Below are 12,919 nucleotides of genomic sequence, written 5' to 3'. Positions count from 1 at the left end.
TATAACCTGGCCGCCAAAGCGCGCCAACCTGCGTGCTCGACGTCAGCCTATTTTTGAGCTTCCGGTTAAGCCAGCGGCTTTACTTTGTCGCCTCGTCGACGATGTCGCTCAAGGTCTTTGCGAACGCCGCGTAGTTGGGCGGGGTTTCCAATCCATGCCGCGGGTATATCGTCTTGTACAGGTAGTCAGCCGAATTGTAGGACAGCCATACCTTGCCCTGATCATCCTCCCAGACCAGAGCCTTCGGAGGATTATCGATCGCCAGCAACGGCGTCTTGGCCATTACCGGCGTGCCGAGTTTCGGATTGCCGAAGACGACCACCGTGCGCGGCCGCATATCGATGCCGAATTTCTTTCCGGCGGCGGCGTGGTCGATTTCGGTGAACACGATGAAGCCGGCGCCCTCCCTTGATTTGACGGCCGCCTCAAAGCGCGAAATCGTATCCTTCACCGAAAAATTGCTGGGCCTTGTAATGATGCCGTCGCTTGCAAGAGCCGGCGTTGCCATGACCAGTGCCGCCAAAACGAATATGAACTTCATCGGACTTCTCCTGCTGGTTTCAAAATCTTAAAGCGAGTAACTGGCGTGGCCGGATTCATCCTGCCGCCAGGGAATCTAGAAGCGCGTCGTCAGGTTGGTCAGCCATTCCGGCGAAGCATCGACCAGGAAGGCCTCAAGCGCCTTGTCCGCTCCGGAGATGATGAGGATGCCGACGACAAGGAGAAAAGACCGAGCGCTGATTCATTCCCGCAGCCGGCAACCGGCCGCGCCGGGTCAGCATGTGCCCTCCTTGTTGCTTCAGATGAGCTTCGTTTGGAAACCGCAAATGTTACGCCCGCACCGGCCCGTGGCCTGAACTTCACAGGGTTCCCGGCTTGAGGTCCGATGCGGAGGCGGCAAAGGTCAGCGGTCCAGCCGAAAATTCCTTGCTGTGACCGCCGGGCGCGCGGGTGTATCCGGACACATAATCGGACCACGACAGCGGGCAGTCGGAATGCCGGGTTGCAGCAAGCAAAATCCACCATACCCTGGCACTCCCAGGCTTACGCTGGTTCGTACGCCCGCGCCGGCCACCGGCCAGGGTAACTCACGATGGGACTTGCACCCATAAAAGTGCGCTCATGCTGGGCGCACCAAAACAAACCGCCCACCTGCTTTCGCAGATGGGCGGCTGTATCCGCCACCGGGCGTCATGGGGGCATCACACCCGCGGCTGAACTCTCACGTTCGATCAGCCCTGCTGCGGCTGGTCGTTCGGCGGGGTCGGGCGCGGCTTGTGCTGCGCCATGAAGGCGTCGAACTCTTCCTTGTCCTTGGCGTGGCGCAGCCGATCGAGGAAATTCCTGAACTCGACCTGCTCTTCCTCGAGCCGGCGCAGGGTTTCCATGCGGTACTCGTCGAAGGCGCGGTTGCCGCTGGTGGGCTGGCCGAAGCCGAAGCCGCCAAAGCCGCGGCTTTCCATGCGGCCGCGCATCCGGTCCATCTTGTACTGCATCCGCTCCATCTTGTTCTGCCAGCGGTCTCCGTTGCTCCAGCAACCCATTTTTCTGCTCCCGAGTGTGAAAAAGAGAAGGGCGAGGCCGATCGGCCACCAGATGATGAAGCCCAGGATGGTCACGGCGATCCAGCCGGGATGCCACGGGCTCTCAAGCATATGCGGGCGTGGGCGGTAGTTCTCGTCCGTCGTCGGGCCGCGCCATCGATTGACATCTGCGGTGTAGGCCATTTCCCTCTCCATGACGGCGATCACGCCGTTGTGAATGTAAATAACATTTACATACCTAAACCATCCAGCGGTTTTGTCAAGCGGGCGGCCCGCCGCGCCTCTCAAAAAATTATTTGGGGGTGCCCCAGGGGCCTGATGGCGCGCCGGGTGGTGCGCTGCCGGGCGGCACCGGCGGCGGGCCGGACGGCTTCTGACCGGGCCGGCGGTCGGTCGGGAAGCCGAGGCCGCGCAGGTAGATCAGCACTTCGGCTTCCAGCAGCTCTTCCGGCGACATCGGCAGCTTGCGCCGCGCGGCATCGCCCCGGCCGAACAGCGAGGCGACCCCGTGCGACATCGACCAGATGTGCAATGCCATCATCATCGCCGGCGGTCGCGGTATGCCGGGTGGTGCCATCGCCGCAAGCCGCTCGGCGGCGGCGCGAATGATCGCAAAAGCGCGCTCGCTGGCCGCCATCAGCGTCGGGTTGGCGTCGATCGGCAGACCCGACTCGAACATCGCCGAATAGAAGGCGGGCTCGTTGCGGGCGAACGCCAGATAGGCCTTGCCGACGCGCTCGAAGGCGGTGACCGTGTCCGGACGGCCGTCGTCCCAGGCCTGCGTCAGCAGCGCCTCGAACTGCTCGAAACCGCGCTGGGCGATCGAGGACAGCAATTCATCGCGGTCGCGGAAATGCCGGTAGGGCGCGGCGGGGCTGACCCCGGCCATCCGCGCGGCATCGGCAAAGGTGAAGCCGGCCGCGCCCTTCTCGGCGATCAGGCCGAGCGCCGCCTGCAGCAACGCCTCTTTCAGATTGCCGTGATGATAGCCGCGCTCGGCGCGGCCTCGTTCCTTGCGCCAGCTCATGTGAACGGCTTTTACATGAGGTGGATGAAAAGGTCACTTATTTTACGCGTTCAGGAAGGTTAACGGTGGAACAGGTGGCAGCCTCTCACCGCGCCTTGTGCGCATTACCCTGCTGCAGTTCCTCGAAACCCTTGGCCGCCTGCTGCACTTCATCGGAGAAATCGGCGATTTCCTGTACCTGGCGGATCTCGATGATCTCGTTCTCGGAAGCCGGGCATTTCTTCGCCCAGGCAATCGCCTCCTCGCGCGACGCGACGTTGATCATCCAGTAGCCGCCGAGCACTTCCTTGGCCTCGGTGAAGGGGCCGTCGGTCACGACCGGCTTGCCGGTGGCGAAGGAAACCCGCGCGCCCATCGAGGGCGGATGCAGCCCGTCGAGCGCGATCAGCACGCCCGCCTCCTGCAGCGCCTCGTTGTATTTCATCATCGCCTTGACCCTCTCGGGATCGAGCTGGACGTCGGGTGACGCGGTCTCATAGCCCAGGGGAATCATCAGCATCATGAAGCGCATGGGGGTTTCCTTCGTCTCGGAGAGAGCTATTTCTTCGCAGTTTGCGCGCGCATCAACGCTTCTTTCTCGCGCAGTTCGGGGGTCAAGGCTTCGCCAAAGTCTTCCGTCGCGAACACTTGGCGGATTTCGATCTCCTCACCATTGGTGAAGGGCGCCCGGCTCATCCATTCGATCGCTTCATCGAGCGATTTGGTGTTGATCAGCCAGAACCCGGCAATGAGATCGCCGGAGAGCGCGAACGGCCCGCGCCTGACGCTGCTTTGCCCGTTTTCATATCTGATCCGCACGCCCTTGGCGGTGGGATGCAGGCCCTCGCCCGCCTCCATCACGCCGGCCTTGCACATTCCCTCGTTGAACTTGCCCATCGTGGCCAGCATTTCCGTGCTCGGCATGACCCCGGCTTCCGAATCCTTGCTGGCCTTCACAATCACCATGAATCGCATCGTCGTTCCCCGGTTGGATATCTTTGGGCCGGCTACCGCAGCGCCCGCCTTCGTCAACAAGACGAGCGGGGCTTTACCCCGCCGACATATCGGGAAAAATTATTTCGCGGGCAATTGTGCTGCCGCCCGCAGGCGCGGGGCAGTCCGCGGGCTACCTGGGCTGGCTGACGAATTTGCCATTGTCGTAGGTCGCGCCGAAATAGACGTCGATTTGCTTCACCTTGTCACCGTCGAAGGTGAAGAACTCGGTATTGCGAAACGTCTTTCCGCCCTTGGCGACGCAACGATAGGTGACAAACGCTTCATCGCCTCTGACGACAATCCGCTCCAATTCGTGCCGTTCGATCCAGTCGCTGTTCCTCCAGCACCGCTCGAAATAGGTCGGTTTGTCGATGCCGTCGTCATAGGGGCTGGTGAAGCGGAGATCGTCGCTGAGCGCGTTCTCGACGAACGCACGATCGTTGGCGAGATAGGCTGCAAAGATCGCGCGGATCGTCTCTGCCCGGTCTGCTTCGGTCATATCAGCCCCCGGTCATGACTCTTTGGGCACCATGTTGAAATACGGCTCCGCCTCCCGCACCACCCGCGCGAACGAGGGGCGCGCTTTCAGCCGTTCGAAATAGCCCGTGAGATGTGTCTGCGTCTGCTCGAACGGCACCACCATGCTGCCGTAGAACAGCGACGGCGCCGCGGCGCAGTCGGCGAGGCCAAAATCCTGGCCAGCCGCCCAACCGCCCGTTGCCATCTGTCGCTCGATCATCGCGTAGGATGTCCGCAACTGCGCGCGGGCTTCCTCGACACCGAGCGGATCCCGCTTGTCGGCAGGCCGCATCCGGTCGATCATGATCTTCTGCATCGGCAGATGCACGTAGAGATCATAGAAGCGGTCGCGCAGCCGCGCCTGCAAGGCACGTCCGGTATCGTCCGGAATGAACCGGGTGGCACCGCGATAGTGGCGGTCCAGATATTCGACGATGATGCTCGATTCCGGCACGGTCTCGTTCCGCGCCTCGTCGCACAGCACAGGAAACTTTCCGATCCCCCACAGCTTCACCAGCGCGGCGCGCTCGGCCGGGTTGCCGAGATCGACGAGGTTCGGCGTGAACGGAATGTCGTTCTCGTACAGCGCGATCAGCACCTTCCAGCAGTACGAGGCCAGCGGGTGGAAGTGCAGCGTCAGCGACATGAAAATCTCCGGTTTTGACAGGCCTTACCAGCAAGACGATCGACGGGCGGGCACGCCGACATTGGTCGCGGATGCCAGCATCTCTTCATACCGATTGCATTTTGCAACCGGTTGTATCTTGAGATAACCGATGCAATATTGCAAGCAGTTTTCCGAGGGTGTCCTGCCCCGCCTGGAACCATCAATGGCCGACACCACCCGCTCCGGCTGCCCGATCAACCTCTCGCTGGAAGTGCTCGGCGACAGATGGAGCCTGCTCATCATCCGCGACATGATGTTCGGCAACCGGCGGCATTTTCGCGAACTTCTGACCAAATCGGAGGAAGGCATCTCCTCCAACATTCTCGCCGACCGGCTGAAGACTTTGCTCGATGAAAACATCATCACCCGCGAGGACGATCCCACGCACAAGCAGAAGGGAATCTATTCGCTGACCGAACAGGGCATCGAGCTGTTGCCCGTTCTCGCGCAGATGGCGGCCTGGGGTTACAAATATCTTCCGGTCAGCAAGGAACTCGGCATTCGCGCGCGGCTGCTGCGCGATGGCGGACCGAAATTATGGGCCGAGTTCATGGACGAACTGCGCGAGAGCCATCTCGGCGCGAAGCGGAGCAAGCGGCCGGGCCCGTCGGTCGGTGCGCGCCTGCAGGCGGCCTATGAAAGCGTTGTGAACGGACGATAGCTTCGCTTCGCGCCAACAACCATTGCCTCAAGGCCCTCGGCGACCCGCTCGGCGAAATCCAGGGCACGCATCACAGCGGCTGCCCGGGGGACGCGCCAAATTCCCGCATCATTGCCGCCGGGACACCGTACAGGGCTTGGGTTATAGGTGCGGGAATTCTTTCTCTCGCCCACGGACCCGCTCATGCCCTCCTCTCCCAAAAAAGTTGCTCTCGTCACCGGCGCCGCGCGCGGCATCGGGCTCGCGACCGCGAGGCGCTTTCTCGCCGAGGGCTGGCAGGTGGCGCTGTTCGACATCGAGGGCGAACTGCTGCGTGGCGCGATCGCCGGCATTGCCGATTCGGACAATACGCTGGAACTGCACTGCGATGTCTCCGATGCCAAGGCGGTGGCGAACGCCGTGGCATCGGTCGGCGCGCGCTTCGGCCGGCTTGACGCACTGGTCAACAATGCGGGCGTCGCGGTGTTCGCGCCGATCCTCGAAACCTCCGATCAAGACTGGAGCCGCATCCTGCAGGTCAACCTCACCGGGCCGTTCCTCTGCACCAAGGCGGCGGCGCCGCTGATGCGCGAGCACGGTGGCGGCGCGATCGTCAACATCACCTCGATATCGGCGGTGCGCGCCTCGACGCTGCGATCGGCCTACGGCACCAGCAAGGCCGGGCTGGCCCATCTCACCAAGCAACTCGCCGTCGAACTTGCTTCGCTCGGCATCCGCGTCAACGCTGTGGCGCCCGGCCCGGTCGAAACCGCGATGGCCAAACAGGTCCATACCCCGGAAATCCGCGCCGACTATCACGACGCGATTCCGCTCAATCGTTACGGCCTGGAAGAGGAACTGGCGGAAGCGATCTTCTTCTTGTGCAGCGATCGCTCCAGCTACATCACCGGGCAGATCCTCGCCGTCGACGGTGGCTTTGATGCCGCCGGCATCGGCCTCCCGACGCTGCGCGGCGCGCGGCGAAACGGGTAGGACTTCGTAGGGTGGGCAAAGGCGCGGAGCGACGTGCCCACCATCTATCTGATGACGACTGAATGGTGGGCACGCTTCGCTCTGCCCACCCTACGCAGTATTGACCGCCACCACGCGCCAGCCGTTCTCGAGCCTGTCGATACGCGTCAACGACAGCGGGTCGATCACGAAGCGCAGCGCGTGCTCGGGCGCGAGATCGAGCGCGATGGCGAGCACGGCGCGGATGGTGCCGGAATGCACGACCAGGATCGCCTCGCCCGCCGGCAGCAGCGCAAGCCCATCGCCGGCGCGCGCGATCTGATCGACAAAACTTTCGCCGCCGGGCGGCCGGTTGCTGGCGGCCGATTTCCAGAACTCGCGATAGGCCGGGCCGAGCTCACGTTCGAGTTCCTCGTGACGCTGTCCGGTCCAGGCGCCAAAATCCTGCTCGCGAAAGGCGGGTTGCTCGGCTGCAACGAGGCCCAGCCGATCGGCCGTCTCCCGCGTGCGGCGCGCAGGGCTGCATACGGCCCATGCGTTTGCCGGCAGCCTTGCCTCGAGCGCGGCGAAGCGCGCGGCATCGCCGAGATCGGCCGGCGCGTCGGGTCCGTGAATCACGCCGCGCGGCCCATCGACCGGCGCATGGCGGATCAGCCAGAGATGCGTCGGCCCGTTCATGGCTGCGCCAATCTCGCGGCAAGCAGGACGAGAATCGCCGTCTCGGCGACCTGTTCGGCGCCACCGAGCACGTCGCCGGTCTGGCCGCCGATCTGCCGCAGCGCCAGCCACGACATCACGAGCGCGCTCGCGCCGGCCAGCAGCGCCGCGAACAGCGCGTTGCTCCACGACAGCGACGAGAGCGCGATCAGCAGCGACAATCCGCCGGCGATGGCCGCCGTCGCCGTATCGGGCTGACCGGCGTTGCGGGCCAATCCATCCTTGCGCGCATAGGGCAGATTCAGCGACATCGCCGGCAGGACGCCGCGGCCCAACGCATGTGCGGCAATCAGGCTCGGCACGACGTAGCCGCTCGGGATGGCCGCCAGCGCCGACGATTTCGCGGCAAAGCTCACCAGCAAAATCATGGCGCCATAGGTGCCGAGCCGGCTGTCGCGCATGATCTCCAGCTTGGATTCGCGCGTGCGGCCACCGCCGAATCCGTCGGCAATGTCGGCCAGCCCATCCTCGTGCAACGCGCCTGTCAGAAGCGCGCTGGCGCCCAGCGCAAGCGCAGCCGCTGCCAGATCCGGCACGCCAATGGATCGCAGGCCGATACATAGCAATCCAACTGCCGCGCCGATCAGCGCGCCGACCACCGGAAACATCCGGTGCGCGCGCACGAAATTCGCAGGGACCGCGCCGTCCGGATGCGGCATCGGCAGCCGCGTCAGGAACGCGACGGCGGTTTTGAGATCGTCGAACCATTCATTCATGGAGATGTCCGGAGAATTGGTCTAGCTTGCGCGCCCCTCACGATGCCTCCGAAGGAATCGCATGCGCTTCGCCAGTCTAGACGACATCCGCGCCTTCTGTCGCGACCTGCCCGGCGGCGAACAGCGGTTCGCCGATTTAGCAGCCCAGCGCCAGCAGAATCTGACAAAGCCGCCGGGCAGCCTCGGCCGCCTCGAAGAACTCGCGATCTGGCTCGCGCAATGGCAGGCACGCGAGAATCCGCGGCTGGACCGCGTCGCGATCGCCGTGTTCGCCGGCAATCACGGCGTCGCTTCGCGCGGCGTATCCGCCTATCCGCAGGCTGTCACCGCGCAGATGGTGGCGAATTTTGCTGCCGGCGGCGCAGCCATCAACCAGATCGCAAAAGCTGCGGCCGCCGAACTCCATGTGGTGCCGATCGAGCTCGAACGTCCGACGCGCGATTTCACGGAGGCCGCGGCGATGAGCGTGGACGAGTTTCTCGCAGCGGTCGATATCGGCTTCCGCACTCTACCCGACGATTGCGACCTGCTGGCGGTCGGCGAGATGGGGATTGCGAACACCACGACGGCGGCGACGCTGTGCGCGGCCCTGCTCGGCGGCGGCGCGGCGCGCTGGACCGGCCGCGGCACCGGCGTCGACGACGAAGGGCTGGCCCGCAAGCGCGCGGCAATCGAGGCCGCGCTGAATTTCCACCGCGACGTCCTTGGCGACCCGTTGGCGGCGGCGGTAAACCTCGGCGGCCGTGAACTCGCGGCGATCGCGGGCGCCGTGCTCGCCGCGCGGCGGCGTCACATTCCGGTGATACTCGACGGCTTCGTCGCAACGTCGGCAGTGCTGCCGCTCGCGCGTCTCGACGTCCGTGCGCTCGATCATTGCCGCGCCGGGCACGTTTCGGCCGAATCCGGCCACGGCGACCTGCTGCGCGAGTTGAAGCTCGATCCGCTGCTCGACCTCGGCATGCGGCTCGGCGAGGCCTCGGGAGCCGGCGTGGCAATCCTGCTGGCCCGCGCCGCGCTCGCCTGTCACGCCGGGATGGCGACTTTCGCCGAAGCCGGCGTCGCCGGCGCGGGGGATTGACGAAACCTTGCCACATACCTCAGCGTAACTGGGCAAGGGCATTCCGTCTGACAAGGGAGCCGCGCGTGCGAATGGCGTTCATCAGAGGTGTCGTTGGGTCCGCCGCGCTGTTGGCGGCGATCCTGCCTGCGCGGGCCGAAATTCGCATTCTGGCGAGCCCCGGCGGCGCGGTCGGGCCGTTTCTTGAAATGTTCGAGCGCGTTCGTCAGTCCGGCGAGCGCGTGGTGATCGACGGGCCCTGCCTGTCGGCGTGCACGCTGGTGCTGATGACGATACCGGAAGAGCGAATCTGCGTGACCCGCCGCGCGGTGCTGGGATTTCACGCCGCACGCTCGATCGACCGCCGCGGCCGGATGTACGCGGAGCCGGAAGCCTCGCGCGAGGTGGAGGCCGCTTATCCGGAGCCAGTGCGACGGTGGATCGCCCGCCGCGGCGGATTGACCTCGCGGCTGCTGCTGCTGCGCGGGCGCGAACTCGCGGCGATGTACCCAAGGTGCAGGTGAGATTTCGTGCAGGGTGGGCTGGCGCAGCGTACCCCGCCAACTTCCCCGCCCCAGGGGTGGGTTACGGCTTCGCCCGACCCAACCCCATACGCAATCTGCCGCGCGCTGCCGATCTGCCGCTACATCAAGTCCTTCGGGCTGTTCACCATCCAGGGGATGCCGAACTTGTCGACGCACATGCCAAAGCCGTTGGAGAAGAACGTCACGCCGAACGGCATCTGCACCGAGCCGCCTTCGGAGAGCGCCTTGAAGCGGCGCTCGGCTTCCGCCGGGTCCTCGACCTGGAGCGCGATGCGGAAACCCTGCGGCTGCTGATAGTCGCCCGGCATGCCATCTGACGCCATCAGCACCTCGCCGTCGATGGTGACGTGGGCGTGCATGATCTTGTCCTTCCAATCCGCCGCGACCGGCATGTCGGCAGGCCCGTCGCCGAACGGCATCTTGGCCTCGATCAGCGCACCGAGCACCTTCTGGTAAAAGCTGAGAGCTTCCTCGCAATTGCCGTTGAAGAAGATATAGGGGTTGACTTGCATCGGGGGCTCCTTGGGTTGTCAATCAGTGTGTATTGCATTCCCGGATGCAGCACATCATAGAGCGATGCGCTGCTGCTCCGGGGTCATTGCGGCGAAACTCATTTTTCGGTGATCCGCTTCAGATTGGCGAGACCGGCCTCGAAATCCTTGCCGATCATGTTGTCCAGGTTCAAGAACACCTGAACCAATTTGGTCACGAAGCGCGCAGGACCATGCATCAGCCACGTGACGTGGGTGACATCGCCCTGCGGCAGCATTGTGAACTCGGCGGTATTGTGGCCTTCGAACGGCGTGAAGAAATCGAGCTTGATGACGATCTTTTGCGGCTCGGCGGCCTCGAGAATTTCCATGCGTCCTGAACCGACGTTCTTGTCGCCATTCCAGGCATAAACCGCGCCCTCGCCGCGCTCCGCGCCGTCATAGCTGCGCTTCATCGCCGGATCCTTCTGCTCGTAAGGCGACCAGTTCAGCCATTGATGAAAGTCCGCAACCATCGGAAATATCCGTTCCGGCGGCGCCTTGATATCGATCGAACGCTGCACACGCAGCGTATCCGGCTTGGTCGCTGCGAGAACGAGAACCGCGGCGATGGCGACCGCCAGGATGACGGCGATGATGACGACGACATCAAACATGACGAGCTCCACACATGTTGCCGCGCGTCAGCGGCGAAACGGGATCAAGGTTTGCAGATTCCGGTCGCGCAGCCACAGCCCACCCCATACCATCGGCCGAGATAAAGTCCGAACAGCGTGTGCGTAAACAAGGGACTGCCGATCCGCACATGCGAAGCCATCGCGGCCCAGAAGGTGTGTCAGCGATGACGGTCATGACTGGTTCTCCGTGTCGTGAATGGCGGTTCGGATTGAAGACGAACGGGGCGGGCGGGGGCCGACAGGAAGAGCGAAAAATTTTGGGATTTAGCGTCCGTCGTGCGCGACGATAGCCTACTTCCCCGACTTCTTGCCGCGGGGCTGGCTGTCGCGCTGCAGGCGATCAAGGTGCATGCGGATGTGGGCGGCTTCGGCCGAGGTGTTCGCCAAGGCAATGGCACGGTCGAAGGCGGTGCGGGCTTCGTCGTTGCGGCCGAGCTGCATCAGGAAGGCACCGCGCACGCCGAAGAAATGAAAATAGTTCGACAGCCGTTGTGCCAGCGGCTCGATCATGTCGAGCGCGGCCTGCGGTCCCTTCACCTTTGACACCGCGACCGCGCGATTCAGCGTCACCACCGGCGACGGCTGCATGATCTCGAGCGCGCCATAGAGCAGGTCGATCTGGGTCCAGTCGGTATCCGCAGGGGTTTCGGCGCGCGCATGCAGTGCGGCGATCGCGGCCTGAACCTGATAGGGCCCGCTGCGGCGATGACGCATCGCCTTGTCGATCAGCGCCAACCCCTCGGCGATGAGCGACTTGTTCCACAGCGAGCGATCCTGATCGTCGAGCAGGATCACCGCGCCGCCCGCGTCGAAGCGGGCGGCTGCGCGCGCATGCTGGATCAGCAGCAGCGCGGTCAGCCCCATGATCTCGGGTTCGCTCTGGAACAGCCGCAGCAGCAGCCGGGCCAGGCGAATGGCCTCCTCGCACAGCGGACTGCGGATCTCGGCGGTATCACCCGAGGCCGAATAGCCCTCGTTGAAGATCAGATAGATCATGGCGGCGACGGAGGTGAGGCGCTCGGAACGCTCCACTGCGCCGGGCGTTTCGAACGGCACCTCGGCGTCGGCGACCCGTGCCTTGGCGCGGGTGATGCGCTGCTCCATCGCGGCGTCCGATACAAGAAAGGCGCGCGCGATCTGCTTCACGGTCAGCCCCGAGACGATGCGCAACGCCAGCGCGATCTGCTGCGTCGCCGGCAGGTCCGGATGACAGCAAATGAACAACAGCCGCAAAATATCGTCCCGGTAGTGCGAGCCGTCGAGCCGTTCGGCGAGTTGCTCCTCGGCGTCGTCGAGGTCAGAGATCGCCGCGTCGTCGGGCAACGCCTCCTGCTTCTTGCTGCGCCTGATGTCGTCGATCGCGACGTTGCGGCCGACCATGATCAGCCACGCCGCGGGATCGCGCGGCGGGCCGTTCTGCGGCCAGCTCTTCAGCGCCCGCAAACAGGCGTTCTGGTACGCCTCCTCGGCGGTGTCGAGATTGCGGAAATAGCGCAAGAGCGCGCCGACAGCCTGGGGGCGTGCCGAGGTCAGGGCGGCATCGATCCAGGCGGTATCGGTCACGGCTTGACGCTCCCGGGTGTGAAGTGACCGACCGGGCGGATTTCATAGGCGCCGCCGGGATTGACCCTGCTGAGATCGCGCGCGACATCCAGTGCCTCGTCGAGGTTTTTGCAGTCGACCACATAGAAGCCAAGCAATTGCTCCTTGGTTTCGGCGAACGGGCCGTCCAGCACCAGCGGCGGGTCTTCCTTGCGCAGCGTGGTCGCCGCCGTCGTCGGCAGCAGGCGGGCGACCGGGCCGAGCCGGCCTTGCTGGGTGAGCTTGTCCTGCACGACGGAAAGCTTCTGCATGACCGCGGCGTCCTGCTCCTTGGTCCAGGAGCCGACGGTATCTTCGTCGTGATAGCAAAGGATGGCATATAGCATGGGGCCGGCATCTCCATTGTCATGATGACGAACGATTATGCCTGTCGCCGACAGGTGGGTCGAAGAAATTATCGGAGGTTCCGCAGACGTTCAGGGGCCGACGATCGCAGCCGGCGGCGGATTGAAATGCCGGTAGGTGTGGACGGCGACCTTGGAACAAAGGCTGCACAGGACGAGAACCAGAAACAGGGTCTTCATCCGCATCCGGAAGATTTCGATCCGGGTCATGCCCTTGCATCGGTCGTTGCGCCAGCAAACCGCCAGCGACACCACTGCGACCGCGGTGAAGAAGGCCGGTATCATCCGATCAAGCCGCGTCGCGCGGCAATCTGGCGTGCAATTTGCTCGTCGGCCGGGGTCATTCCGCGCACCTGGCGTCTCCCTTGTTCACCGAAAGGAGGCTAGAGAAGCGGTTCGATCGACGATGTGAGACGGGTCACGCCC

The 12,919-nt window shown here is 64.1% G+C and carries 18 protein-coding genes and 1 pseudogene; 4 read left to right on the top strand and 15 right to left on the bottom strand.

Annotation, left to right across the window (positions count from 1 at the left end; all coding sequences use genetic code 11):
- Positions 1 to 79: 79 nt before the first annotated feature.
- The 7 genes from QUH67_RS05490 to QUH67_RS05460 form a co-directional block, all read right to left on the bottom strand.
- Positions 80 to 541, bottom strand: a complete 462-nt coding sequence (locus QUH67_RS05490; protein WP_300945646.1) for a DUF302 domain-containing protein — start codon at positions 539 to 541, stop codon at positions 80 to 82.
- A gap of 691 nt (positions 542 to 1,232) precedes the next feature.
- On the bottom strand, positions 1,233 to 1,727 hold the full coding sequence (locus QUH67_RS05485) for a DUF2852 domain-containing protein (RefSeq protein WP_300947948.1): 495 nt from the start codon (positions 1,725 to 1,727) through the stop codon (positions 1,233 to 1,235).
- Between the two features lie 109 nt (positions 1,728 to 1,836).
- Positions 1,837 to 2,571 carry a TetR/AcrR family transcriptional regulator gene (locus QUH67_RS05480; protein ID WP_300945645.1) on the bottom strand — a complete coding sequence of 245 codons (735 nt, stop codon included), beginning with the start codon at positions 2,569 to 2,571 and terminating at the stop codon, positions 1,837 to 1,839.
- A gap of 85 nt (positions 2,572 to 2,656) precedes the next feature.
- Entirely contained in the window at positions 2,657 to 3,082 is a 426-nt protein-coding gene (locus QUH67_RS05475; protein WP_300945644.1) for a YciI family protein, read from the bottom strand.
- A gap of 26 nt (positions 3,083 to 3,108) precedes the next feature.
- Positions 3,109 to 3,525 (bottom strand): YciI family protein, encoded by a 417-nt coding sequence (locus QUH67_RS05470; RefSeq protein WP_300945643.1) that lies wholly within the window; start codon positions 3,523 to 3,525, stop codon positions 3,109 to 3,111.
- A gap of 151 nt (positions 3,526 to 3,676) precedes the next feature.
- Positions 3,677 to 4,045 carry a nuclear transport factor 2 family protein gene (locus QUH67_RS05465; RefSeq protein ID WP_300945641.1) on the bottom strand — a complete coding sequence of 123 codons (369 nt, stop codon included), beginning with the start codon at positions 4,043 to 4,045 and terminating at the stop codon, positions 3,677 to 3,679.
- A gap of 12 nt (positions 4,046 to 4,057) precedes the next feature.
- Positions 4,058 to 4,711, bottom strand: a complete 654-nt coding sequence (locus QUH67_RS05460; protein WP_300945640.1) for a glutathione S-transferase family protein — start codon at positions 4,709 to 4,711, stop codon at positions 4,058 to 4,060.
- Positions 4,712 to 4,895: 184 nt separating this feature from the next.
- Between QUH67_RS05460 and QUH67_RS05455 the strand changes: the two genes are divergently transcribed.
- Together QUH67_RS05455 and QUH67_RS05450 are read left to right on the top strand one after the other, a co-directional pair.
- Positions 4,896 to 5,393, top strand: a complete 498-nt coding sequence (locus QUH67_RS05455; RefSeq protein WP_300945638.1) for a winged helix-turn-helix transcriptional regulator — start codon at positions 4,896 to 4,898, stop codon at positions 5,391 to 5,393.
- Between the two features lie 183 nt (positions 5,394 to 5,576).
- A complete protein-coding gene (locus QUH67_RS05450; protein WP_300945635.1) occupies positions 5,577 to 6,365 on the top strand; it encodes an SDR family NAD(P)-dependent oxidoreductase in 789 nt (262 codons plus the stop codon).
- Positions 6,366 to 6,455: 90 nt separating this feature from the next.
- Here QUH67_RS05450 and QUH67_RS05445 read toward each other — a convergent pair whose 3' ends face one another.
- Together QUH67_RS05445 and cobS are read right to left on the bottom strand one after the other, a co-directional pair.
- Positions 6,456 to 7,022 carry a histidine phosphatase family protein gene (locus QUH67_RS05445; RefSeq protein ID WP_300945634.1) on the bottom strand — a complete coding sequence of 189 codons (567 nt, stop codon included), beginning with the start codon at positions 7,020 to 7,022 and terminating at the stop codon, positions 6,456 to 6,458.
- Positions 7,019 to 7,777, bottom strand: coding sequence for an adenosylcobinamide-GDP ribazoletransferase (cobS, locus tag QUH67_RS05440; protein WP_300945633.1), 759 nt, complete (start codon positions 7,775 to 7,777; stop codon positions 7,019 to 7,021). The genes QUH67_RS05445 and cobS overlap by 4 nt, the downstream gene beginning before the upstream one ends.
- Before the next feature lie 61 nt (positions 7,778 to 7,838).
- On the opposite strand from cobS, the gene cobT reads away from it, so the two are divergent.
- Together cobT and QUH67_RS05430 are read left to right on the top strand one after the other, a co-directional pair.
- Positions 7,839 to 8,855, top strand: a complete 1,017-nt coding sequence (cobT, locus tag QUH67_RS05435) for a nicotinate-nucleotide--dimethylbenzimidazole phosphoribosyltransferase (protein WP_300945632.1) — start codon at positions 7,839 to 7,841, stop codon at positions 8,853 to 8,855.
- A 71-nt stretch (positions 8,856 to 8,926) separates the two neighbouring features.
- Positions 8,927 to 9,358: a hypothetical protein gene (locus QUH67_RS05430; protein ID WP_300945631.1), complete on the top strand. Its 432-nt coding sequence runs from the start codon at positions 8,927 to 8,929 to the stop codon at positions 9,356 to 9,358.
- A gap of 119 nt (positions 9,359 to 9,477) precedes the next feature.
- Here the strand turns inward: QUH67_RS05430 and QUH67_RS05425 are convergent, their stop codons facing one another.
- The 6 genes and pseudogenes from QUH67_RS05425 to QUH67_RS05400 all read right to left on the bottom strand — a co-directional run bounded on the left by QUH67_RS05425 (position 9,478) and on the right by QUH67_RS05400 (position 12,778).
- A complete protein-coding gene (locus QUH67_RS05425) occupies positions 9,478 to 9,891 on the bottom strand; it encodes a VOC family protein (protein ID WP_300945630.1) in 414 nt (137 codons plus the stop codon).
- A 98-nt stretch (positions 9,892 to 9,989) separates the two neighbouring features.
- Entirely contained in the window at positions 9,990 to 10,526 is a 537-nt protein-coding gene (locus tag QUH67_RS05420; protein WP_300945629.1) for an SRPBCC family protein, read from the bottom strand.
- Between the two features lie 27 nt (positions 10,527 to 10,553).
- Positions 10,554 to 10,690: pseudogene (locus QUH67_RS05415) on the bottom strand (DoxX family protein); the annotation flags it as partial.
- 148 nt (positions 10,691 to 10,838) lie between these two features.
- Positions 10,839 to 12,110: an RNA polymerase sigma factor gene (locus tag QUH67_RS05410; protein ID WP_300945628.1), complete on the bottom strand. Its 1,272-nt coding sequence runs from the start codon at positions 12,108 to 12,110 to the stop codon at positions 10,839 to 10,841.
- Positions 12,107 to 12,475 carry a YciI family protein gene (locus QUH67_RS05405; RefSeq protein WP_300945627.1) on the bottom strand — a complete coding sequence of 123 codons (369 nt, stop codon included), beginning with the start codon at positions 12,473 to 12,475 and terminating at the stop codon, positions 12,107 to 12,109. Before QUH67_RS05405 ends, QUH67_RS05410 begins: the two co-directional genes overlap by 4 nt.
- A gap of 90 nt (positions 12,476 to 12,565) precedes the next feature.
- Positions 12,566 to 12,778, bottom strand: a complete 213-nt coding sequence (locus QUH67_RS05400) for a hypothetical protein (protein ID WP_300945626.1) — start codon at positions 12,776 to 12,778, stop codon at positions 12,566 to 12,568.
- Positions 12,779 to 12,919 lie beyond the last annotated feature (141 nt).

This window comes from Bradyrhizobium roseum (assembly GCF_030413175.1).
GTDB lineage: Bacteria > Pseudomonadota > Alphaproteobacteria > Rhizobiales > Xanthobacteraceae > Bradyrhizobium > Bradyrhizobium roseum.
The sequence above is the reverse complement of the archived record's forward strand: the minus strand, read 5'-3'. Positions and strand labels throughout refer to the sequence as shown.

Coding starts and splice junctions, on each gene's coding strand:
- QUH67_RS05490 (WP_300945646.1), bottom strand. CDS start 541: ATGAAGTTCATATTCGTTTTGGCGGCACTGGTCATGGCAACGCCGGCT.
- QUH67_RS05485 (WP_300947948.1), bottom strand. CDS start 1,727: ATGGCCTACACCGCAGATGTCAATCGATGGCGCGGCCCGACGACGGAC.
- QUH67_RS05480 (WP_300945645.1), bottom strand. CDS start 2,571: ATGAGCTGGCGCAAGGAACGAGGCCGCGCCGAGCGCGGCTATCATCAC.
- QUH67_RS05475 (WP_300945644.1), bottom strand. CDS start 3,082: ATGCGCTTCATGATGCTGATGATTCCCCTGGGCTATGAGACCGCGTCA.
- QUH67_RS05470 (WP_300945643.1), bottom strand. CDS start 3,525: ATGCGATTCATGGTGATTGTGAAGGCCAGCAAGGATTCGGAAGCCGGG.
- QUH67_RS05465 (WP_300945641.1), bottom strand. CDS start 4,045: ATGACCGAAGCAGACCGGGCAGAGACGATCCGCGCGATCTTTGCAGCC.
- QUH67_RS05460 (WP_300945640.1), bottom strand. CDS start 4,711: ATGTCGCTGACGCTGCACTTCCACCCGCTGGCCTCGTACTGCTGGAAG.
- QUH67_RS05455 (WP_300945638.1), top strand. CDS start 4,896: ATGGCCGACACCACCCGCTCCGGCTGCCCGATCAACCTCTCGCTGGAA.
- QUH67_RS05450 (WP_300945635.1), top strand. CDS start 5,577: ATGCCCTCCTCTCCCAAAAAAGTTGCTCTCGTCACCGGCGCCGCGCGC.
- QUH67_RS05445 (WP_300945634.1), bottom strand. CDS start 7,022: ATGAACGGGCCGACGCATCTCTGGCTGATCCGCCATGCGCCGGTCGAT.
- cobS (WP_300945633.1), bottom strand. CDS start 7,777: ATGAATGAATGGTTCGACGATCTCAAAACCGCCGTCGCGTTCCTGACG.
- cobT (WP_300945632.1), top strand. CDS start 7,839: ATGCGCTTCGCCAGTCTAGACGACATCCGCGCCTTCTGTCGCGACCTG.
- QUH67_RS05430 (WP_300945631.1), top strand. CDS start 8,927: ATGGCGTTCATCAGAGGTGTCGTTGGGTCCGCCGCGCTGTTGGCGGCG.
- QUH67_RS05425 (WP_300945630.1), bottom strand. CDS start 9,891: ATGCAAGTCAACCCCTATATCTTCTTCAACGGCAATTGCGAGGAAGCT.
- QUH67_RS05420 (WP_300945629.1), bottom strand. CDS start 10,526: ATGTTTGATGTCGTCGTCATCATCGCCGTCATCCTGGCGGTCGCCATC.
- QUH67_RS05405 (WP_300945627.1), bottom strand. CDS start 12,475: ATGCTATATGCCATCCTTTGCTATCACGACGAAGATACCGTCGGCTCC.
- QUH67_RS05400 (WP_300945626.1), bottom strand. CDS start 12,778: ATGATACCGGCCTTCTTCACCGCGGTCGCAGTGGTGTCGCTGGCGGTT.